The sequence below is a fragment of the Mesorhizobium mediterraneum genome, from assembly GCF_002284565.1.
Classification (GTDB): domain Bacteria; phylum Pseudomonadota; class Alphaproteobacteria; order Rhizobiales; family Rhizobiaceae; genus Mesorhizobium; species Mesorhizobium mediterraneum.
Genome location: NZ_NPKI01000011.1, coordinates 489,885 through 512,007, shown reverse-complemented (window position 1 = coordinate 512,007; position 22,123 = coordinate 489,885). Strand labels below are relative to the sequence as shown.

The 22,123-nt window shown below is 63.1% G+C and carries 19 protein-coding genes; 14 read left to right on the top strand and 5 right to left on the bottom strand.

Annotated elements, in window-relative coordinates; all coding sequences use genetic code 11:
• Positions 1-20 precede the first annotated feature (20 nt).
• From CIT25_RS07500 to CIT25_RS07490, 3 genes are read left to right on the top strand one after another with little or no spacing between them, the layout of a single operon-like run.
• Positions 21-1,106, top strand: coding sequence for a quaternary amine ABC transporter ATP-binding protein (locus CIT25_RS07500; RefSeq protein ID WP_095483900.1), 1,086 nt, complete (start codon positions 21-23; stop codon positions 1,104-1,106).
• Positions 1,103-3,085 carry an ABC transporter permease gene (locus tag CIT25_RS07495; protein WP_095483899.1) on the top strand — a complete coding sequence of 661 codons (1,983 nt, stop codon included), beginning with the start codon at positions 1,103-1,105 and terminating at the stop codon, positions 3,083-3,085. The genes CIT25_RS07500 and CIT25_RS07495 overlap by 4 nt, the downstream gene beginning before the upstream one ends.
• Before the next feature lie 49 nt (positions 3,086-3,134).
• Positions 3,135-4,160 carry a serine hydrolase domain-containing protein gene (locus tag CIT25_RS07490; RefSeq protein ID WP_095483898.1) on the top strand — a complete coding sequence of 342 codons (1,026 nt, stop codon included), beginning with the start codon at positions 3,135-3,137 and terminating at the stop codon, positions 4,158-4,160.
• Positions 4,161-4,346: 186 nt separating this feature from the next.
• Here CIT25_RS07490 and CIT25_RS07485 read toward each other — a convergent pair whose 3' ends face one another.
• The gene (locus CIT25_RS07485; protein WP_095483897.1) at positions 4,347-5,705 is read right to left on the bottom strand and encodes an NAD(P)-binding domain-containing protein; all 1,359 of its coding nucleotides are present in this window, start codon (positions 5,703-5,705) and stop codon (positions 4,347-4,349) included.
• A gap of 257 nt (positions 5,706-5,962) precedes the next feature.
• Between CIT25_RS07485 and CIT25_RS07480 the strand changes: the two genes are divergently transcribed.
• Positions 5,963-6,673, top strand: coding sequence for a helix-turn-helix domain-containing protein (locus CIT25_RS07480; protein ID WP_095483896.1), 711 nt, complete (start codon positions 5,963-5,965; stop codon positions 6,671-6,673).
• Between the two features lie 54 nt (positions 6,674-6,727).
• On the opposite strand, the gene CIT25_RS07475 is transcribed toward CIT25_RS07480, so the two are convergent.
• The 4 genes from CIT25_RS07475 to CIT25_RS07460 are packed head-to-tail and all read right to left on the bottom strand — an operon-like array spanning position 6,728 to position 10,484.
• On the bottom strand, positions 6,728-7,768 hold the full coding sequence (locus CIT25_RS07475; protein ID WP_095483895.1) for a heme-dependent oxidative N-demethylase family protein: 1,041 nt from the start codon (positions 7,766-7,768) through the stop codon (positions 6,728-6,730).
• Positions 7,769-7,777: 9 nt separating this feature from the next.
• Positions 7,778-8,743, bottom strand: a complete 966-nt coding sequence (locus CIT25_RS07470; protein WP_095483894.1) for a PDR/VanB family oxidoreductase — start codon at positions 8,741-8,743, stop codon at positions 7,778-7,780.
• A complete protein-coding gene (locus CIT25_RS07465; protein ID WP_095483893.1) occupies positions 8,740-9,336 on the bottom strand; it encodes a dimethylamine monooxygenase subunit DmmA family protein in 597 nt (198 codons plus the stop codon). Before CIT25_RS07465 ends, CIT25_RS07470 begins: the two co-directional genes overlap by 4 nt.
• 14 nt (positions 9,337-9,350) lie before the next feature.
• The gene (locus CIT25_RS07460; protein ID WP_095483892.1) at positions 9,351-10,484 is read right to left on the bottom strand and encodes an aminomethyl transferase family protein; all 1,134 of its coding nucleotides are present in this window, start codon (positions 10,482-10,484) and stop codon (positions 9,351-9,353) included.
• A 168-nt stretch (positions 10,485-10,652) separates the two neighbouring features.
• Between CIT25_RS07460 and CIT25_RS07455 the strand changes: the two genes are divergently transcribed.
• The 10 genes from CIT25_RS07455 (at position 10,653) to CIT25_RS07410 (ending at position 21,984) form a co-directional block, all read left to right on the top strand.
• Positions 10,653-12,050, top strand: a complete 1,398-nt coding sequence (locus CIT25_RS07455; RefSeq protein ID WP_095483891.1) for an ammonium transporter — start codon at positions 10,653-10,655, stop codon at positions 12,048-12,050.
• 52 nt (positions 12,051-12,102) lie between these two features.
• Complete coding sequence (locus tag CIT25_RS07450) at positions 12,103-12,291, top strand: hypothetical protein (protein ID WP_245329784.1); 189 nt, start codon at positions 12,103-12,105, stop codon at positions 12,289-12,291.
• 131 nt (positions 12,292-12,422) lie between these two features.
• Positions 12,423-13,319 (top strand): class II glutamine amidotransferase, encoded by an 897-nt coding sequence (locus tag CIT25_RS07445; protein WP_095483889.1) that lies wholly within the window; start codon positions 12,423-12,425, stop codon positions 13,317-13,319.
• A gap of 4 nt (positions 13,320-13,323) precedes the next feature.
• Positions 13,324-14,055: a GltB/FmdC/FwdC-like GXGXG domain-containing protein gene (locus tag CIT25_RS07440; RefSeq protein WP_095483888.1), complete on the top strand. Its 732-nt coding sequence runs from the start codon at positions 13,324-13,326 to the stop codon at positions 14,053-14,055.
• Positions 14,056-14,061: 6 nt separating this feature from the next.
• Positions 14,062-15,390, top strand: a complete 1,329-nt coding sequence (locus CIT25_RS07435; protein ID WP_095483887.1) for an FMN-binding glutamate synthase family protein — start codon at positions 14,062-14,064, stop codon at positions 15,388-15,390.
• Between the two features lie 40 nt (positions 15,391-15,430).
• Positions 15,431-16,738: a type III glutamate--ammonia ligase gene (glnT, locus tag CIT25_RS07430; protein ID WP_095483886.1), complete on the top strand. Its 1,308-nt coding sequence runs from the start codon at positions 15,431-15,433 to the stop codon at positions 16,736-16,738.
• A gap of 94 nt (positions 16,739-16,832) precedes the next feature.
• Positions 16,833-18,086 (top strand): sarcosine oxidase subunit beta family protein, encoded by a 1,254-nt coding sequence (locus CIT25_RS07425; protein ID WP_095483885.1) that lies wholly within the window; start codon positions 16,833-16,835, stop codon positions 18,084-18,086.
• Positions 18,087-18,102: 16 nt separating this feature from the next.
• Positions 18,103-18,378: a sarcosine oxidase subunit delta gene (locus CIT25_RS07420; protein ID WP_095483884.1), complete on the top strand. Its 276-nt coding sequence runs from the start codon at positions 18,103-18,105 to the stop codon at positions 18,376-18,378.
• Positions 18,378-21,362 (top strand): sarcosine oxidase subunit alpha, encoded by a 2,985-nt coding sequence (locus tag CIT25_RS07415; RefSeq protein ID WP_095483883.1) that lies wholly within the window; start codon positions 18,378-18,380, stop codon positions 21,360-21,362. Before CIT25_RS07420 ends, CIT25_RS07415 begins: the two co-directional genes overlap by 1 nt.
• On the top strand, positions 21,355-21,984 hold the full coding sequence (locus tag CIT25_RS07410) for a sarcosine oxidase subunit gamma (protein WP_095484017.1): 630 nt from the start codon (positions 21,355-21,357) through the stop codon (positions 21,982-21,984). The genes CIT25_RS07415 and CIT25_RS07410 overlap by 8 nt, the downstream gene beginning before the upstream one ends.
• The last annotated feature ends 139 nt before the right edge of the window (positions 21,985-22,123 follow it).

The window sequence follows — 22,123 nt, the reverse complement described above, 5'->3', positions numbered from 1 at the left end:
TATTCCAGAAGGACGACTGCATGGCCGATACGACTGAACAGGTGCCGCACGCGGCAGGGATGCCAAACGATGCCCGCCCGGTAAAACTTGCCTGCCGCAACGTCTGGAAGCTGTTCGGCGCGAACGCGGCCAATTTCATCCGCCAACGCAACGGCAAGGCCAGCATGGCGGACGTCGCTGCGGCCGGGCTGGTCGGCGCCGTGCGCGCCGTCGACCTCGAAATCCGCCAAGGCGAGATTTTCATCATCATGGGCCTGTCCGGCTCCGGCAAGTCGACGCTGGTGCGCTGCATGTCGCGACTGGTCGAGCCGACGCATGGCAAGGTCGAGTTCGAGGGCAAGGATCTGCTGAAGATCTCCGATGCCGCGCTAATCGAGCTGCGGCGTCACCGCATGGGGATGGTGTTCCAGAATTTTGCCCTGCTGCCGCATCTGAACGTGCTGGAGAACATCGCCTTTCCCCTGGGCATCCAGGGGCAGGACCGGCCGACGCGCGAGAAGCGCGCGCGGGAAGTGATCGAGCTTGTCGGCCTGCGCGGCCGCGAGCATTTCTATCCGCGTGAGCTTTCCGGCGGCCAGCAGCAGCGGGTCGGCATCGCCCGCAGCCTCGCCACCAAGCCGGAAATCTGGTTTCTCGACGAGCCGTTCTCGGCACTCGATCCGCTGATCCGCCGCGAGATGCAGGACGAGCTGATGCGGCTGCAGACCATGCTGCACAAGACCATCGTCTTCATCACCCATGATTTCGACGAGGCCATCCGGCTGGCCGACCGCATCGCCATCATGAAGGACGGCGAGGTCATCCAGATCGGCACGCCGGAAGAGCTGGTGGTCAATCCGGCGACCGACTATGTCGCCGAATTCACCCGCGACGTCGACCGCGCCAAGGTGATCTCGGCGCGAAGCCTGATGCGCGCCTGCGACGGCACCGAACATGGCGGCGCGGTTGCGCCGGATGCCAAGATATCAAGTTTTTCGGCAACCATCGTCTCCGCCGGCAAGCCGTTCGCGGTAGTCAACGGCACCGGCAAGCCGATCGGCGAGGTCACGCCGCAAGCGGTGATCGATCTTCTGGCAGGCATCGAGCGTCATGGGGCCGGCGCATGACGGTGACGGCAAGCGCCAGCGCAGCGAGACCCCGGCCGGTTCAGACCTGGCTGGCGATCTGGGCCTGCGCCCTCGCCGCCGTGCTTGCCGTATTCCTACTGCAGGACAGGCTGCCATGGGCCGTCAACTATCCGGCCAGCGCAATCGTTCCCGTCGCCGACTGGGTCAGCGCGCTGATGAACCTGATAAAGTCGAACTTTTCCTGGCTGACGCGGTCGATCACCGCGGCGCTCAGCGTGCCGCTCGATTTCGCGCTCAATCTGCTCGCCAAGAATTTCAAGATCGGCCGTGGTGCGGATATGATCGTTCTGCCGCGTCTGTCGTGGGTTGGCGTCTGTGCCGCCGCATTCCTGGCCGGACGCGCCGCCGGCGGCTGGAAGCTCGGCGCGCTGGTCGGCGGCTGTTTTCTCTACATTGCGCTGTTCGGCCAATGGACCAGCGCCATGCTGACGCTCGGGCTGATCTCCATCGCCGTGCCGTTCTGCATCGTCACCGGATTGTTCGTCGGCATCTGGGCGTGGCGCAAGCCATGGGCGGAGAGGCTGTTGATCTCCCCTGCCCTTGATCTGATGCAGACCATCCCGACCTTCGCCTATCTGATCCCGATGCTGCTTTTGTTCGGCAACAGCCCGGTTTCGGCGATGATCGCGACGGCCATTTTCGCGACGCCGCCAATGGTGCGCGCGACAATGCTGGGACTGTCGCGGGTGCCGTCCGAAATCGACGATTTCAGCGAGATGGCCGGCTGCACCGCGCGCCAGAAATTGTGGCGCGTGCTTTTGCCGTCGGCGCGTCCAACGCTAATGGTCGGCGTCAATCAGGTCATCATGCTGGCGCTCAATATGGTGATTATCGCCTCGATGATCGGCGCCGGCGGTCTCGGTTACGACGTGCTGCTGGCGCTCAGGGCGCTGAAGGTCGGCGAGGCGATGGAAGCCGGGCTCGCCATCGTGGCACTGGCAATCGCGCTCGACCGGCTAAGCCAGGCGATCGCGCGCAATCACGCGCAAGGCCATGTCTATCAGGAGGTGAGCCCGAGCTTTTGGCGGCGCTACCCCAATCTGACGCTGGCTATCGCCGTCCTTGCGGCCACGACGCTGCTTGGCCTGTTCGTGCCGGCCTTCGCCGCGGTGCCGAAGGTGATCACCTTCACCACCGCACCCCTGTGGAAGACAGCGGTGAGCTGGATCACGATCAACTTCTTCGACACGATCGAAGCGTTCCGCGTGGCCCTCATTCTCAACGTGCTGAACCCGGTGCGCGCCTTCTGCGAAGGCTTTCCATGGCTGGGCGCGGTGTTCCTGCTTGGCCTTGCCGGCTACCAGCTCGGCGGCCTGCGCCTGGCCGCCCTGGTCGCCGCGCTGACCGTCTTCTGCGCGGTGACCGGTCTCTGGGGAAAAACCATGGCGACGGTCTACCTCTGCGGCATCTCGGCCTTCATCGCTTGCCTGATCGGCATCCCGATCGGGCTGATGGCATCGCGCAGCGACCGCGTCGAGAAGATCGTCACGCCGGTCATCGACACGCTGCAGGTGCTGCCGTCGTTCTGCTTCATCATTCCGGTGGTGATGCTGTTCCGCGTCGGCGACGTGACGGCGATGATCGCCACGGTCGCCTTCGCCGTGGTGCCGGCCATCCGCTACACCAATCACGGCCTCAGGCAGGTGCCGCCGGCACTGATCGAGGCGGCAAAGGTGTCGGGCTGCACCAAGCGCCAGACGTTCCTGCGCGTGCAGCTGCCACTAGCGTTGCCTGAGATCATGCTCGGCGTCAACCAGACGATCCTGATGGCGCTGGCAATGATCATCATCTGCGCCATGGTCGGCACACGCGATCTCGGCCAGGAGGTGTTCATCGCGCTGTCCAAGGCCGATTCCGGCCGCGGCATCGTCGCCGGGCTGGCCATCGCCTTCATCGGCATCGTCGCCGACCGGCTGTTCAACGCCTGGACGGCGAAGGCACGGGCAAGGCTGGGATAGGATCGCGCCCCACCTTCGTCTTGCCCAAAATGCATCCCAAGCTGGCTCCATGCTGAAGCGCCCCACAGTGATTCTAGCTTTCCTCCTCATCCTTTCCGTCGCTGCTCACGGTGCGGATGGCCTGGAGGAGCGGCTTGAAAAGCTCTTTGATGAGGCCGAGCGCCTGACGCCGCTGCGCACGGTTGCCATCGCGCATGAGGGCGCGGTGGTGGCGGAACGTGGCTATCGCGGCCACTCTCCGGCACGTCCGGCAAACATAAAATCCGCCTCCAAGTCGATCATCTCCGCACTCGTCGGCATCGCCATCGACAAGGGCATGCTCCAAGGCATTGACCAGAAGATCGCTCCGCTTCTTCAGGCCGACCTGCCCGCCGACGTGGATCCGCGGCTCCAGCAGGTTACGATCGGTCATCTGCTTTCCATGCAAGCAGGGCTGGGTCGGACCTCCGGCCCAAACTACGGGCGCTGGGTGGCAAGCGACAACTGGGTGCGGGCAGCGCTCGCCATGCCCTTCGACGACGAACCGGGCGGTACCATGCTCTATTCCACCGGCTCGACCCATCTCCTTTCGGCGATCCTGACGCGCCGGACCGGCCGCTCAACGCTGGAACTGGCACGCGAATGGCTGGGGCCGCAGGAGGGCTTTTCCGTCGCCGCCTGGGACCGGGACCCACAGGGCATCTATCTCGGCGGCAACCAGATGGCCATGAGCCCGCGCTCGCTGCTCGCCTTTGGCGAGCTCTACCGCAGCGGCGGGATGAGCCGCGGCGGGCGGCAGCTCGTGCCGGCCGATTGGATCAAGCTCTCCTGGCAGCCACGCACCGCCTCCCGTTTCACCGGTGACGGTTATGGCTATGGTTGGTTCATCCGTCAGATCGCGGGCGAAGCGGTCTTCTACGGGTGGGGGTATGGCGGGCAGATGGTCTATGTTGTGCCCGGGCGCGCGCTGACCGTGGTCATGACATCCGATGAAGACGGCCCCGCAGGCCGCAGCGGCCACCGCGACGATCTCCATGCCTTGCTCGAGCGGATCATTGAGGCGACGAAAGACGTGCGCGAGGCCCGCAGCAAGTAATGCATGTCGCGCAAAAGTGCGCAGCGGGTTTGCGGTAACGACATGCATAAAAAGAACTTAAAGCGCGTCGCATAAATCCATCCAAACGCGAAGCGCCTTAACTAGACCCTCTGCATAGAGGATTTGACGGTTCGATGGGTTGCAAGCTGGCAGGCTGTCATGCAGTCCGACCCCGCGAGGAAGTCGCTATTCCGCCGCCACCCCTTTCACCTCCAGATAGCTCTCCATCGAATCGTCCATCGCCTGCAGCCACGGCGTATGGTGCAGCGGCGCCATCGTGCCGGTCATCAGCGAGCGGTAGGCGTGGTCGCGGAAGCTCATAATGTCTTCCACCTTGTGGTGCTCCCACTCCATGAAGGTCTGGTTGACAGCCTCGACGTCGAAGCCGGGATAGTCGGTCTGCTCCATCAGCTCCTTGGTGTAGTCGCCCTGGAACCAGATCATCTGCTCGGCGTCTTCCAGCGTTTCCTCGCGCGCCCGCCACTTCCTGCCGTGTTCCGCCATCGCCTCGGCCGAAGGCAGCTTGATGCGGCCCATGATGACATCGCGGGCGAACCAGGCCTGCGCGTCGAACATGTTGAAGGTGTAGAACTGGTCCTGCATGCCGATATAGGACAGCCGCGGGTTCTTCTCCCAGACGACGCCCTCGTAGAGCCCGTCCGGCCACATGCGGTTGGCGGTCTTGAGCTTCAGATCCTCGGTGAGGAACGGGAAGGCGTGCAGGTAGCCGGTGCACAGGATGATGGCGTCGACATCCCTCGTGCTGCCGCCCTTGAAATGCGCGGTCTTGCCGATGACCTTCTGCAGCAGCGGCACTTCCTTCCAATTCTCCGGCCATTTGAAGCCCATCGGCTTCGAGCGGTAGCTGGAGGTGATCGATTTCGCGCCGTATTTGTAGCATTGCGAGCCAATATCCTCGGCCGAATAGGAGCGGCCGATGATCAATATGTCTTTGCCCTTGAATTCCATGGCGTCGCGGAAATCGTGGCTGTGCAGGATGCGGCCATTGAAGCTCGAGAAGCCCTCGAAATAGGGGACGTTGGGCACGGAAAAATGCCCGGAGGCAACGACGACGTTGTCGAACTCCTCCGAATAGGTGATGTCGTTGGCGCGGTCATGCGCGGTGACGGTGAACTTTTTCGTCGCGTCGGAGAAGGTCACCATGCGCACCGGGCTGTTGAAGCGCACCCATTTGCGCACGCCGGATTTTTCGACGCGGCCCTTGATGTAGTCCCACAGCACGGCGCGCGGCGGATAGGAGCCGATCGGCCGGCCGAAATGCTCCTCGAACGTATAGTCGGCGAATTCGAGGCATTCCTTCGGTCCGTTCGACCAGAGGTAACGGTACATCGAGCCATGCACCGGGTCGCCATGCTCATCGAGGCCGGTGCGCCAGGTGTAATTCCACAGGCCGCCCCAGTCGGACTGCTTTTCGAAGCAGACGATTTCCGGGATGTCCGCGCCCTTGTCGGCAGCCGACTTGAAGGCTCGAAGCTGGGCCATGCCGGAAGGTCCGGCCCCAATGACGGCAACACGACTTTTCATTGCGGGCCTCCCGATCTCATTTCTCTAACGAAACAAATTTCACTGACAGGACAGTAATTGCCCCTTCGATGCTGTCAACAGGCCTTGTTGCGAAACCTCGTTTTCGCCGGGCCGGATTTCAGCGAAACCTGATCGTCGTGGGTATTGGAAAACAAACAAATCGATCGTGGATCGTTGTGTGGCGGTTGCGCTCCTGTATCGGCACCGAATATGTTCACCGTGAGTGAAATAAATCCGCAAAACCCCGGGGTGGCGACATGGCGAAGAAAGCTTCCAATTTCAGGAATGGGGCAGCCCCCGCCAAGACCAAGCCATCGCCGAAGGGCGTGGCAACGATCCGGACGCCACTGACCCAGGACCCGCACGCCGTTCGCGATATCCGCGAAAAAGTCCTGGAGGTGGCGATCGGCCGCGAGGTGCGGGCGTTTCGCAAAAAACTCGGCATCACCGTCGCCGATCTTGCGGCTGCCACCGACATTTCGCTTGGCATGCTGTCGAAGATCGAAAACGGCATCACCTCGCCGTCGCTGACGACATTGCAGGCGCTGTCACGAGCGCTCGGCGTTCCGGTCACCGCTTTCTTTCGCCGCTTCGAGGAAGAGCGCAGCGCCGTCTTCGTCAAGGCCGGCGAAGGGCTCGATGTCGAGCGCCGCGGCACGCGCGCCGGCCACCAGTATAATCTGCTCGGCCATATCGGCTCGAACACCAGCGGCGTTGTCGTCGAGCCCTATCTGATCACGCTGACCGAGGATTCCGATGTGTTTCCGACCTTCCAGCATGAAGGCATGGAGTTTCTCTACATGCTCGAGGGCGAGGTCGTTTACCGGCACGGCAGCAATCTCTACCCAATGAAGCCCGGCGACAGCCTGTTCTTCGACGCGGATGCGCCGCACGGACCGGAAGTGCTGACGCAACTGCCGATGCGCTATCTCTCGATCATTTGCTATCCGCAAAGTAGTGCGGGGTGAGAGTTCGATCTCCCCCCTCGTGGGGGAGATTGGCAGCTTCGGCGACGGCAGCAGTCAGTCCGGCCCGAAGCCTGCTGACGTCGGGCTGCCATCATCCAGCTTCGACAGCCACTCGAGCAGCGTCGGCCGATAGCGCGTCAGGCCTTTGTAATTGACGAGTTCCTCGGGCAGGTCGCGGATGACGCGATGCAGGCGCCTTGCCCATTTCGGCTGCGTCACTAGCTCGTCCATCTTGATCAGATAACAGCGGATCGGGAAGACGATGCCGTTCGAGCGCGGCAGCCGCCAGAAGCTCTGCAATTCGACGCGCAGATGGACCTTGTCGCCGACGTTTTCGGGCGTCACCGTCGTCCGGTCCGGTCCCCATTTGTGATAATTTTCCGGACTGGTGTCGAGGCGCGGATTGACGGTCATCGTCCAGTTCAGGCGGCGCGCCGGCTTGCCTTGCTGGATGTTGGTAAGGAACTTCAGCGCCCGGACGAATATGCCCTTCTCATGCGCCAGCGGCACTGGCGCGTGCCATTCGAAGAAGTTCATGCCGATATCGAAATCCAGCGACCAGTCGGCCTGGGTGGTGACCATGCCGGCGTCCATCCACAGATTGCCGTCGCGCTGGTCGAGGATGCAGAAATCGCCCTGGCTCTGGCGCGTGATGTATTCCATCGGCCCATAGGGCAGTGTCGACACGTCGCCAAAGGTGAAGGTGTCGTCTATGCCGAGCGGCCGGTTGATCCAGCGCCAGCGGTCACCGTCGCGCGTCAGCGTGAAATGCTCGGGATAGCCCAGCGCCTGCTGTTCCATCAGAAGTTCGAGCAGGTCCCAGCCGGCCAGCGTCATGTGCGGCAGCGACTGACAGCGCAGCGGGTCCTCGGCGAGCACCAGCGCGCGGTCCTGCATCTCGGCGACATAGTGCTCGTCGACGTCGATCAGGTTTTCGAGCACGCTGCCCTTCGGCCCCAGAACATGAGGCTCGATGTTGACCGCATACATGTAGCTGTCTTCGTGGAACGGGAACGGAAACCGCCTGATGTGCTCCGGGCTGTTCTTGAAGGTGAAGTCGTCGCGGAACGTTTCCTTGCGAAAGGTGATGCCCAGGCTCGCCTCCTATCTTTCCAGAACCAGCGACCTGCCCTCGAAGCGCGAGACGCAGGGCATGATCTTCTTGCCGCAACGATGCTCTTCCTCGCTCAGCCAGTGGTCGTTGTGAATGAATTTGCCGTCTGAAGAAATGACGTTGGTTTCGCACTGGCCGCAGACGCCGCCGCGGCAGAGATAGGGCGGATCGACGCCGGCGGCCTCGACCGCCTCAAGCAGGCTCTGCTGCTCGCCGACGCGGATCGTCTTGCCGCTGACAGCCAGCGTCACGTCGAATGGGGCGCCGGGCTGGGGGGCTGCGAAATGCTCGAAATGCACGGTTTCCGCCGGCCAGCCGAGCGCGGCGGCACGGTCGCGCACCCAGTCGATCATGCCGGACGGACCGCAGACATAGAGATGCGTGCCGAGCGGCTGCGACGACAGCAGCCGATCTAGCTCGATGCGCTCGTCGCGGTCGTCGTGGTAGAGCCTGACCCGGCGGTCGTAACGCTCTCTGAGCACATCGGCATAGGTGCCGAGCGAGGCGGTGCGGCAGGTGTAGTGCAGCTCGAAATTGCCGCCATCCGCCGCCAGCTGCGCGGTCTGCGCCATGAACGGCGTGATGCCGATGCCTCCCGCCAGCATCAGATGCTTCCTGGCGCGCAAATCGAGCGAGAACAGATTGACCGGATAGCTGATCACCATCTCCATGCCGGGCCTGACATTCCTGTGCATGAACAGCGAGCCGCCGCGGCCGACATCGTCGCGGCGCACCGAGATCGTGTATTCGCGCGTATCGAGCGGCGAGCCCATCAGCGAATAGGGATTGAGCCTGGTCCGCTCGCCGTCGCGCATTTCGACGACGACATGGGCGCCGCCGGAGAACGTCGGCAGCAGCTGCCCGTCACGCCTGCGGAAATGGAAGCGCGTCACCAATTCGTTGACCGGAACGACATCGCTCACCACGACGTCAAGCTTGGTAGTGCCGGTGCTCATCGAAAGATCTCCTCCGCCGGAGGAATTTCGCTGCGGTCTTCCGCATTGATGCAGACGCCCTGGAATGCCGCGAGGCGCCTGGAATAGTGATCGCGTACCAGAAGAAGCAGGCCGCAATGCGAACAGGTTGCCGGCTGCGTCGTGACGTTCTCGGTGATGCCCTTGCAGTGAACGCACTGCATGCGGCGCGCCAGCGAGCCGCGGTGCTCGGTCTGGATCGAGGTATGGTCGATACCGGCTTCGAGCGCCGCCTGCATGGCTTGGCCGATTAGCCCCTCGGTGCCGGCGAGATAGAGGCGCAGGCCCATGTGGGCGTTGGCAAGGGTCTGCTTCAGCCGCGGCAAGGCGCTGGCAAAGGAAGGTCCCTGGTAGAGTTGCGCCGGCTTCAGCGCCTCAAGGGCGGCGACATGCTTGCCCTCATTGCCGGGGATGAAGATGATGTGCGCATCGGCAAAGAAACCATCGGGCACCTTGGGTGCCAGATCCGTTATCGCCAGCGCACCTTCTGCATCCGCCACGAAAAGATGGTGCTTGCCGGGTTGGGGAGACAGGGTCGCATAGACCGGCCGGCTGATGATGCTTTTCGCTGCCATCCTCTCAGTATGCCTCAGCCTTTCGCCGTGCGCTTGGTCTTCTTCGGATCATCGAACGGAAGCGGCTCAGCCGTCGCGCTGATGGCGCCGCTCTTGTTGCAGATCTCGAGCCTGGTGCCCTGGACGGCGCAGTCGACGTCGAGCCGGGCGATGCCCATCGATTTCTTGACCAGCGGCGAATACATGGCGCAGGTCACCACGCCGACCTTTTTGCCGTCGCGATAGACCGGCGCGCCCTCGTCGGCCGGCTCCTTGCCTTCGAGCAGCACGCCGAAGATCTTGAAGCGCTCCCTGCCCTTGAGGCGGTAGTGCTCCTCGGCGCCGCGAAAGCCTGTCTTGCCGGGGCTGACGGTGAAATCGAGGCCGAGTTCCCACAGCGTATCGCCGGGGCCTTCGTTCTCGAACGGATATTTCTGCGAATTGTCGTAGGGGTAGAACAAGAGATAGCTCTCGACGCGCAGCATATCGAGCGTGGTGAACCGGCACGGAATGATGCCGGCGCTCTTGCCCTCGTCGAGAATGGTGTCCCAGATCGTGCCGGCATCCTGGCCGCGGCAGAAGATCTCGTAGCCGCGTTCGCCGGTGTAGCCGGTGCGCGAGATCATCACCGGAAATCCGAACAGCCGGGTCTGCATGTGATGGAAATAGGCGAGGTCGCGAATGCCGGGGACATGCTTTGCCAGATAGTCGACGGCTGTCGGCCCCTGCAGCGAAAGGTCGTGCAGATTGTCGTCGAAGCGCAGCGAGACATCGCGGCCCATCGCGGCGCGTTGCAACTCCTCATGGCCGGTGCCCGAACCATGCACGACCATCCAGGCATTCGGACCGGTGCGGTAGAGGATGCAGTCGTCGGTGAATTTTCCCGCCTCGTTGAGCATGCAGGCATAGGCCGACTTGCCAGGATATATTTTCTCGACGTCGCGCGTCGTCGCCAGGTCGATCAGATGCGAGGCATGCGGCCCGGTGATGTGGACCTTCTTCAGGCCCGACACGTCCATCAGCCCGGCTTTGGTGCGGATGGCGATGTATTCCTCGTCGGCGTCCTTGTCGTAGGTCCAGGCGGTGCCCATCCCGCTCCAGTCTTCGAGCTTCGAACCGAGCGCGCGATGGCGATCCGCCAAGGTCGAAAATCTCCAGGATGCCGTCATGGACTTGCTTCTCCTCAACATGATTGCCGACGTTTCGCCACTGCAGGGCACTGAGGCCCATGCGGCGGTCCGCGCCATATTGACTCAAAACTCCAAAAGCGCGCAATACTAAGATGCAAAAAGTTTTACTGAGAGGCAAGGAACGTAACTAAACGGAGGGGACATGAAATGGAAGGGAATCTCAACGCTCTGACGACCATTTTCACGGAGTTCTATTACTGGGTGACCATCGTCATGATGTTCCTCATCCATGTCGGGTTCTGCATGTACGAGGTCGGCGTGTCGCGTCGGCGCAATCACCTGAAAACGCTCATGAAGAACGCGATGGCGATCCCGCTCGTCACGATCACCTTCTATTTTTTCGGCTGGTGGATCTATTTCGGCTTCCCCAACGGGCCGGGCATCGCGGGCGGACTTGTCACCGCACCATTTGCCGAACCATGGAATCCGCTGATGGGCACCCACCTCTCCGGAGTCAATCCGGGCGAGACGGGGGTCACGCCTACCGACGCCGCGCTGTGGCATCGCCTCAATGGCGTGTTCTGGGGCGCCTTCCTGCTGTTCTCCATTACGACGGCGTCGATCATCTCGGGTTCGATCATAGAACGTGCTCGCTCGGGGGCGTTCTGGATCGTCGCGGTGCTGGTCGGTTCGGTCCTGTGGATTCTCGACGCATCCTGGGGCTGGCATCCGCAAGGCTGGATGGTGAAGCTCTGGGGCTATCATGATGCGTATGCATCGGGGGTCGTGCACGCAATCGCGGGCGGAGCGGCGCTCGCCTTTCTCATCGTGCTTGGTCCGCGCATCGGCAAGTTCAGGCCCGACGGCACTGCACGCGACATCCCGCCCCACAATGTTTGGCTGGTCACGATCGGCCTGTTCCTGATCTTCACCGGCTTCTGGGGCTTCTATGCCGCGTGCAACATTCCGTTGATCAGCCCGGCCACGATTGCCGGCCAGATCACCGGCGAAACCTGGACGGCAACCAACATCTATCTCGCGCCGACCACGCTCTCGGCGATCACCTTCAACTTCCTGATGTCGCTATCGGGCGGGATGCTGGCCGGCTACATCGTCTCGAAAGGCGATCCTTTCTGGACATTCTCCATGGGACTTTGCGGCGTTATCTCAACCTCGGCCGGCAACGACCTCTATCACCCGATCCAGGCACTGCTGATCGGCGCGATCATCCCGACCATCTGCTACAAGCTGCACTATTTCGTCGAGCGCCGCTTCAAGATCGACGATGCGGTGGGCGCTGTTGCCGTGCATGGTTATGGCGGATTCCTCGGGGTCGTGGTGGCGGGCTTCATGCTGTGGGGACAGCCATCCTCGCCCTACGAGGGCTTCGCGCATATCAACCCGCTCGGCAATTTCGCTGGTGCGGTGCTGATGTTCGTGCTCGGTTTCGTCCCAACCTTTGTAGTCTGCAAGATCCTCAACAGCATGAACCTCCTGCGCGTGCCGGCGAAGGTGGAACTCGAGGGCGTCGACTTTGCCCTCAACCATGCTTTCGAGGCGTCGGTCCGCGAAGTGGGAACCGCCGAAAAGGCCATGATCAAATAGTCAACGGACAAGGAGAACCGCAATGTCTACTAATGGAATGGAAAGCTGGGCCGTGGACCTCAAGGACGTCGGCGCGATCTACCCGTTTCAGGGTTCCGAAGTCGTGATGGTGATCATCGGCCTCGTCTTCTGGATCGGTTGGCACGTCCTCCAGACGCGCCACGAGAGCGCTGAAATCGAAGCCGATATGGCTGCGGATCGCACCGGAGAGGAAACGAGAAAGGCGATCGACCGCCATTAAGTCGTCATCGGGTCGTCTGGCGCGTCATTTGCGCCAGACGACTTGTCCAACATGAAAAAAACTTTCATGCGAGTTGAATTCGACTCATGAAGCTGGTAGCACCTAATCATACCTCACCTCGGGAGCCTGACATGTGCGGAATCGTCGGACTGTTTTTGAAGGACAAGTCGCTCGAGCCCCAGCTCGGCTCGATGCTGTCGCAGATGCTGATCTCGCTCAGCGATCGCGGCCCCGACAGTGCCGGCATCGCCATCTACGGCGCGCCAACAGGCAATGAGGCTAAGATCACCATCCAGTCGGCAAAGCCGGAGCGTGACTTCCGCGGTCTCGACGCCGAACTGGCCAAGGCCATCGGAGCCCCAGTCAGCATTGCGGTGAAGTCGACCCATGCAGTCGTCAGGACCACGCCCGTCAAGATCGATGAAGCGCGCGAGGCCATCCAGACGCTTCGCCCTGATATCCGCATCATGGGCGCCGGCGATGTTGTCGAGATCTACAAGGAAGTCGGCTTGCCGGAGGCGGTTGTCGATCGTTTCGACGTGCGCAGCATGACCGGCACGCACGGCATCGGCCATACCCGCATGGCGACGGAATCTGCGGTGACGACGATGGGCGCGCATCCGTTCTCGACCGGCGCCGACCAGTGCCTTGTGCACAATGGTTCGCTGTCCAATCACAACAATGTCCGCCGCGAGCTGATCCGCGAAGGGATGAAATTCGAGACCGAGAACGACACGGAGGTCGCGGCCGCCTATCTCTCCTCACAGATGGCACATGGCAAGAATCTCGGCGAAGCACTGGAAGGCACGCTGAGCGACCTCGACGGCTTCTTCACCTTCGTCGTCGGCACCAAAAACGGCTTCGGCGTGGTGCGCGATCCGATCGCCTGCAAGCCTGCCGTCATGGCCGAAACCGACCAGTATGTCGCCTTCGGCTCGGAATATCGCGCGCTCACCAAACTGCCCGGCATAGACAATGCGAGGGTCTGGGAACCCGAGCCCGCAACCGTCTATTTCTGGGAGCACTGAGTCCATGCCGGCAATCAACGTCTCCAAAGCACTCGACCAGAGCCATGCGTCACGGGTCTTCGACCTCAGCGAAATGCCGTTGCGCGAGCTCAATCAGGCGCTTCACAATTTGACCCCCGGTTCGAACGAGACCGCCTGGGAGGTGCTTCATCCGAAAGGCAGCCATTCGGTCGCCGTCGGCGTCGACCAGCCGATCACCATCGATGTCCGCGGCAGCGTCGGCTATTATTGCGGTGGCATGAACGACGGCAGCAGCATCACAGTGCATGGCTCGGCCGGACCGGGCGTCGGCGAAAACATGATGTCGGGCTCGATAACAGTCAAAGGCGATGCCAGCCAATATGCCGGCGCCACCGGCAAGGGCGGGCTTCTGGTCATCGAGGGCAATGCGTCGTCGCGCTGCGGCATTTCGATGAAGGGCATCGACATCGTCGTTCAGGGCAATATCGGCCACATGTCGGCCTTCATGGCGCAGTCCGGCAATCTGGTGGTGCTGGGCGATGCCGGTGACGCACTCGGCGATTCCATCTACGAGGCGCGGCTGTTCGTGCGCGGCAAGGTCGAAAGCCTCGGCGCCGACTGCATCGCCAAGGAGATGCGGCCCGAGCACCTGGAGTTGCTGCAGGGCCTGCTCGACCGCGCAGGGGTGACCGGCGTCAAAGCGGCGGAGTTCAAGCGTTACGGCTCGGCGCGCACGCTCTACAATTTCAACATCGACAACGCCGACGCGTATTGAGGCAGCATGACCTATCGCAACCCGCCGACGACGCCGCGCAAATCCGCGACCTTCGACGACTACACGCTCTCCGAGATCCGCCGCGCGGCGGCGACCGGCATCTATGACATCCGCGGCGCCGGCGCCAAGCGCAAGCTGCCGCATTTCGACGACCTGCTGTTCCTCGGCGCCTCGATCTCGCGTTATCCGCTCGAAGGCTATCGCGAGCGCTGCGACACCAGTGTCGTGCTGGGCTCGCGCCATGCCAAGAAGCCGATCGAGCTGAAAATCCCGATCACCATCGCCGGCATGAGTTTCGGGTCGCTGTCCGGCCCGGCAAAAGAGGCCTTGGGCCGCGGCGCGACGCTGTCCGGCACCTCGACGACCACCGGCGACGGCGGCATGACCGAGGAAGAGCGCGGCCACTCGCAGACGCTGGTCTATCAATATCTGCCTTCGCGTTACGGCATGAACCCGCGCGATTTGCGCCGGGCCGATGCGATCGAGATCGTCGTCGGCCAGGGTGCCAAGCCCGGCGGCGGCGGCATGCTGCTTGGCCAGAAGATCTCCGACCGGGTTGCCGAAATGCGCACGCTGCCGAAGGGCATCGACCAGCGCTCGGCCTCGCGCCATCCCGACTGGACCGGGCCGGACGATCTCGAGATCAAGATCCTGGAGCTGCGCGAAATCACCGACTGGGAAAAGCCGATCTACGTCAAGGTCGGCGGCGCGCGGCCCTACTACGATACAGCCCTTGCAGTGAAGTCAGGCGCAGATGTCGTCGTGATCGACGGCATGCAGGGCGGCACCGCCGCAACCCAGGAAGTGTTCATCGAGAATGTCGGCCAGCCGACGCTTGCCTGCATCAGGCCGGCGGTGCAGGCGCTGCAGGATCTCGGCATGCACCGCAAGGTGCAGCTGATCGTCTCTGGCGGCATCCGCAACGGCGCCGATGTCGCCAAGGCGCTGGCGCTCGGCGTCGACGCGGTGTCGATCGGCACCGCAGCACTTGTCGCGCTCGGCGACAACGACCCGCGCTGGGAGGCGGACTACAACGAGCTTGGCACCACAGCCGGCGCCTATGACGACTGGCATGAGGGACGCGATCCGGCTGGCATCACCACGCAGGACCCCGAGCTGATGAAGCGGGTCGACCCGATCGCCGCCGGACGGCGATTGGCGAATTACCTGAAGGTGATGACGTTGGAGGCGCAGACCATTGCCCGTGCGTGCGGCAAGAACAGCCTGCACAATCTCGAGCCCGAGGATCTCGTCGCGCTCACGATCGAAGCCGCCGCCATGGCCGGCGTGCCGCTGGCCGGCACCAACTGGATACCGGGGAAGAACGGCTTCTAAGACAATCAGGCCACCAAAATTCCATAAGCGAGGAACTATAATGGGGAACGATCTCGCCGCATTCGCCAAAGAGAACGGCGTCAAATATTTCATGATATCCTACACCGACCTGTTCGGCGGCCAGCGCGCCAAGCTGGTGCCGGCGCAGGCCATCGCCGACATGCAGAAGGACGGTGCCGGCTTTGCCGGCTTTGCCACCTGGCTCGACCTGACGCCGGCGCATCCCGACATGCTGGCGGTGCCGGATCCGGATTCGGTTATCCAGTTGCCGTGGAAGCCGGAGGTCGCCTGGGTCGCCGCCAACTGCATCATGGACGACAAATCGGTCGCCCAGGCGCCGCGCAACACGCTGAAGCGGCTGATTGCCGAGGCAGCCGGCGACGGCATGCATGTCAAGACCGGCGTCGAGGCTGAGTTCTTCCTGATCTCGCCGGACGGCAAGACGATCTCCGACGAATACGACACGGCGTCGAAGCCCTGCTACGACCAGCAGGCGGTGATGCGCCGCTACGATGTCATCGCCGAGATCTGCGACCACATGCTGGCGCTCGGCTGGGGCGCCTACCAGAACGACCATGAGGACGCTAACGGCCAGTTCGAGATGAACTGGGCTTTCGACGATGCGCTGGCGACCGCCGACAAGCATTCCTTCTTCAAGTTCATGGTGAGGTCCGTTGCCGAAAAGCACGGCCTGCGCGCCACCTTCATGCCAAAACCATTCCCCGGCCTGACCGGCAATGGCTGTCACGCGCACATTTCGGTGTGGGACAAGGACGGCAAGACCAATGTCTTTGCCGACAATGCCATGGAACTCGGCCTGTCGGCGAAGGGCAAGAATTTCCTTGGCGGCATCATGAAGCATGCCTCGGCACTTGCCGCGATCACCAACCCGACGGTCAATTCCTACAAGCGCATCAACGCGCCGCGCACCATTTCGGGCGCGACCTGGGCGCCCAACTCGGTGACCTGGACCGGCAACAACCGCACCCACATGGTGCGCGTGCCCGGCCCCGGCCGCTTCGAGCTGCGCTTGCCCGACGGCGCGGCTAACCCTTATCTGCTGCAGGCCGTCATCATCGCCGCCGGCCTCGACGGCATCCGCTCGAAGGCCGATCCCGGCAGGCGCTACGACATCGACATGTACCAGTTCGGACACACGGTGGAGGGCGCGCCGAAGCTGCCGCTCAACCTGCTCGATGCATTGCGCGAGTTCGACAATGACAAATCGCTCAAGGCGGCGCTGGGTGAGGAATTCTCGTCGGCTTACCTAAAGCTCAAGCACCAGGAATGGAATTCCTATGCTTCCCACTTCACCCAGTGGGAGCGTGACCACACGCTGGATATCTAGAGCATCGGACTGAAAAGTGTGAAGCGGTTTTCGGATGATTCCGATGCGTCAAGAAAAAGGCCCTGCGTGGCGCGAGCGACCTCGGAATAGATTTATGAGACACTCGATCTTCTCCCTCGCCCGCGCCGCACTTTCCGGCCACAAGAATTGGCAGCGCACCTGGCGCGACGCCAGCCCGAAGGATCACTACGACGTGGTGATCATCGGCGGCGGCGGCCACGGCCTGGCGACGGCATGGTTCCTGGCCAGCGAGTACGGCATCAGGAATGTCGCCGTGCTGGAAAAGGGCTGGATCGGCTCCGGCAATGCCGGTCGCAACACCACCATCATCCGCTCCAATTACGGGCTGCCCGGCAATACCGGCTTCTACGAGCTGTCGATGAAGCTGTGGGAGCGCATGGAGCAGGACCTCAACTACAACACGATGGTCAGCCAGCGCGGTGTCATCAACCTCTATCATTCCGACGCGCAGCGCGACGCCTATGCGCGGCGCGGCAACACCATGCGCATCAACGGCATCGACGCCGAACTCCTCGACCTGGCGGCGGTCAAGAAGATGATGCCGTTCCTAAACTTCGACAATGCGCGCTTTCCCGTGCAAGGCGGGCTGCTGCAGCGGCGCGGCGGCACGGCACGCCACGATGCCGTGGTCTGGGGCTACGCCCATGCGGCGAGTACACTCGGCGTCGACATCATCCAGAATTGCGAGGTGACAGGTTTTTCGCGCGACGCCAACGGCAAGGTGACCGGGGTCGAGACGACACGCGGCAAGATCGGCGCCGGCAAGGTCGGCATGGCCGTTGCCGGCAGTTCGTCGCGCGTCGCGGCGATGGCGGGCCTGCGCCTGCCGATCGAAAGCCATGTGCTGCAGGCCTTCGTTTCCGAGGCGATCAAGCCGCTGATCCCCAACGTCATGACCTTCGGCGCCGGCCATTTCTACGTCAGCCAGTCCGACAAGGGCGGGCTGGTCTTCGGCGGCGACATCGACGGCTACAATTCCTATGCCCAGCGCGGCAACATGCCAGTCATGGAAGACGTGTGCGAGGGCGGCATGGCGCTCATGCCGATGATCGGTCGCGTGCGCCTGTTGCGGCAATGGGGTGGCATCATGGACATGTCGATGGACGGCTCGCCGATCATCGACAAGACGCCGGTGGACGGACTCTATCTCAACGCCGGCTGGTGCTATGGCGGCTTCAAGGCGACGCCCGGCTCCGGTCTTGTCTTTGCCCATCTTCTGGCCCGCGACGAACCGCACAAGGAGGCGGCGCGATTCCGCCTCGACCGGTTCCGGCGCGGCGCGATGATCGATGAAAAGGGCGTCGGCGCCCAACCGAACCTGCACTGAGGACGGTCCAGAAAACATGCGTATTGTCTGTCCCTTCTGCGGCGAACGCGAACTCGGCGAGTTCACCTATCTCGGCGACGCCAAGCCGGTGCGTCCGGCGGCCGGCGCCTCGGAGGACGACGTCTTCGACTACGTCTATCTGCGCGACAACATTGCCGGCGAGACGACCGAGCATTGGTATCATGGCGGCGGCTGCCGGGCCTGGCTGAAGATCACCCGCAACACGCTGACACACGAGATTTCGTCGGTCGAGCCGGCGGCAGGCGCCGGCGCCGCCAAGGTTGGGGCCTGATGGTCAGTCGCGCACAGACACACCGGCTGGAGAGCGGCGGCCTTATCGATCGTTCGGCACCGTTGAATTTTCGCTTCGACGGCAAAACCCTTGCCGGCTTCGAGGGTGACACGCTTGCCTCGGCGCTGATTGCCAATGGCGTCAAGCTGGTCGGCCGCTCGTTCAAATACCACCGGCCGCGCGGCATCCTGACCGCTGGCTCGGAAGAGCCCAACGCCTTGGTCGAGCTGCGAACGGGGGCGCGCCGCGAGCCAAACACCAAAGCGACCACGGCCGAGCTTTACGATGGTCTCGAAGCCGCCAGCCAGAACCGCTGGCCGTCGCTGCGCCACGATCTGATGGCGGTGAACCAGCTGTTCGCGCCGATCTTCGTTGCCGGCTTTTACTACAAGACCTTCATGTGGCCGGCAAAATTCTGGGAAGCGATCTACGAGCCGGCAATCCGCCGCGCCGCCGGTCTTGGCCGCGCAGCTGGCGTCGCCGATCCCGACCATTACGACAAGGCCTGGGCGTATTGCGACGTTCTGATCGCCGGTTCCGGCCCGGCCGGGCTGGCGGCAGCGCTTGCCGCCGGGCGCAGCGGCGCCCGCGTCATCCTGTGCGAGGAAGATTTTGCGCTTGGCGGCCGCCTGCTTGCCGATGGCGGCACGATCGACGGCATGACGGCGGCCGAATGGATTTCGCGCACGCTGGCCGAGCTCACGACGCTGCCCGATGTCCGCATAATGAGCCGCACGACGCTGTTCGGCGTCTATGATGGCGGCACCTATGGCGCGATCGAGCGGGTCAACGACCACCTGCCCTCCCCGCCCGAACACCAGGTCCGCCAGCGGCTGTGGCGGATCGTGGCAAAGCGCTCGATTGTTGCCGCCGGCGCCATCGAACGGCCGATCGTCTTTGCCGGAAACGATACGCCCGGCGTGATGATGGCTTCGGCAATGCGGACCTATGTAGAGCGCTATGCGGCAACCCCTGCGAAGAGGATCGCGCTGTTCACCAACAATGCGGATGGCTGGCGGACGGTCGAGGCGGCACTTGGCGCCGGATTGCAGATCGCAGCGGTCGTCGATGCACGCCCGGACGTGTCCGCCGCGCATCACGCGCTTGCCGCCAAGGCCGAGTTTCCGGTGTTGAACGGTTCGGTCGCCGGTGTCGAAGGCGGCAAGGACGGTGTGAGGAAAATCTCCGTGGCGCTCACCGGCGGTGCCCGTGCGGAGGTCGAAGCCGACGGGCTTGCCGTCTCCGGCGGCTGGAATCCGGCGGTCGGGCTGACCTCCTACCATCGCGGCCGGCCGAAATGGCATGACGATATATCGGCCTTTGTGCCGGACGGCGCCCCTCCTGGCATGGTGGCCGCCGGTGCCGCCAATGGCGCCTTCGGCCTCGGCGCCTGCCTGCGCCAAGGATTTGCCGCGGGTGCGGCAGCGGCACTGAACGCGGGACACAGCGGCAATGCCGGCACGCCGCCCGTCGCCGATGACGAGGCTTTTTCGCTGACCCCGCTCTGGCATGTCGCCGGCAAAGGGAAAGCCTTTGTCGACTACCAGCATGACGTCACCGCTTCCGACATCGAACTGGCGCAGCGCGAAGGCTTTGAATCGGTCGAGCATCTGAAACGCTATACGACGCTCGGCATGGCCACCGACCAGGGCAAGACCTCGAACGTCGCCGGCCTCGCCATCATGGCGGCGGTGTCAGGCAAATCCATTCCCGAGACCGGCACGACGATCTACCGTCCGCCCTATGTGCCGGTCGCCATCGGCGCCTTTGCCGGCCATCATCGCGACGAGACCTTCCATGCGACAAGACTGACGCCGTCGCATCACTGGGCAGCTGAACAGGACGCGGTGTTCGTCGACACCGGCTTGTGGAAGCGCGCGCAATGGTACCCACGCGCCGGCGAAAAGGATTGGCTGGAATCGGTCACCCGCGAGGTCAAGGCGGTGCGCGGCGGCGTCGGCTTCTGCGATGTCTCGACGCTCGGCAAGATCGATGTGCACGGCCCGGATGCCGGCGCCTTCCTCGACCGCGTCTATATCAACACCTTCTCCAGTCTCGCCGTGGGAAAAGCCCGCTACGGGCTGATGCTGCGCGAGGACGGCATCGTCTATGACGACGGCACCACGTCGCGGCTGGCCGAGGATCATTATTTCCTGACCACCACCACCGCCAAGGCCGGCCCGGTGATGCAGCATCTCGAATTCTGCCGGCAGGTGCTGTTTCCTGAACTCGACGTGCAGCTGACCTCCGTCTCCGACCAGTGGGCGCAATTCTCTATCGCCGGGCCGAAAACCCGAGATCTGCTTCGGGAAATCGTTGATCCGGCCGAGGATCTGTCGAACGAGGGCTTTCCGTTCATGGGCGCGCGGGAAGTGACGCTTCGCGGTGGCATCAGGGCACGGTTGTTCCGCATCTCGTTCTCCGGCGAGATGGCGTTCGAGATCTCCGTTCCGGCCCGCTATGGCGACGCGCTTGTGCGCAACCTGATGCTAGCCGGCAAACCGTTCAGCGTGACGCCCTACGGCACCGAGGCGCTCGGCGTCATGCGCATCGAAAAGGGCCATGTCGCCGGACCGGAGCTGAACGGCACCACCACCGCTGCCGATCTCGGCCTAGGCAAGATAATGTCGACCAAGAAGGATTTTATCGGCCGCGTCATGGCCGGGCGCGAGGCGCTGGTCGCTCCCGACCGGCAGGTCGTGGTCGGCATGAAGCCGACGGACAGAGCGCGCCGCCTGCGCGCCGGCGCGCATATCATTCCGAAGGGCGAGATACCGGGTTCCGCCAACGACCAGGGCTATGTCACCTCGGTCTGCTTCTCACCGACGCTCGACCAGTGGATCGGGCTGGCGCTTGTCGAACGCGGCCGCGAACGCATCGGCGAGATCGTCCATGCGCATGACCCGCTGCGCGGCGAAGACTATGACGTCGAGCTGTGCAATCCCGTCTTCTACGATCCGGATGGAGGGCGCCAGCGTGGCTGAGTTTTCCTGGGCTTCTCGCAGTCCGCTGGAGCACGCGCTTGTCGTGGGCGCCTATGGCGCGCGTGACGTCGAACCGGGCATTTCGCTCACTGAGATCCGCAATTTCGAACTGATCCAGGTGATGGCGCGGCGCGGCAAAGGGGCGGAACTGGCACGCACCGCCAAAGCCCGTTTCGGCATGGCGGCTCCGAATGTACCGAAGGCGGTCAGCGCTTCGGACGTGACGCTCATCTGGTCGGGACCTGATCAGTTCCTCGTCCTATCGAAGGGCGGCAAGCACGCGATCGACATTTTGAGCGAGGCGTTTTCGCAATCGGCATCGCTGTCCGACCAGTCGCATGCGCGGGTCCTGATCAGCGTCTCGGGAGCCAAGGCGCGGGCCATGCTGGCGAAACTGTCGTCGATCGATCTGCACCCGGCGGCGTTTCCGACCGGCACTGCCGCCGCGACATCGATCGACCATACCAGCGTCAATCTCTGGCGTGGCTATGACCGGCCGGACGGTCAGGCGGTGTTCAACCTTCTGGTTTTTGCAACCTTCGCCGAAAGCCTGTGGCACACGATGCTCGACGCGGCCGCCGAGCATGGGGCCGAGATCGGGTATTCAGAGGAATTGGGGTAGCGCCTGCCTCTTCCCTTCTCCCCTTGTGGGAGAAGGTGGATTGGCGCGTAGCGCCAAGACGGATGAGGGGTGTTGGACGGAGTGCGGCAATGCCTAGCTGGAGCACCCCTCATCCGACCGAGCTTCGCTCGGCCACCTT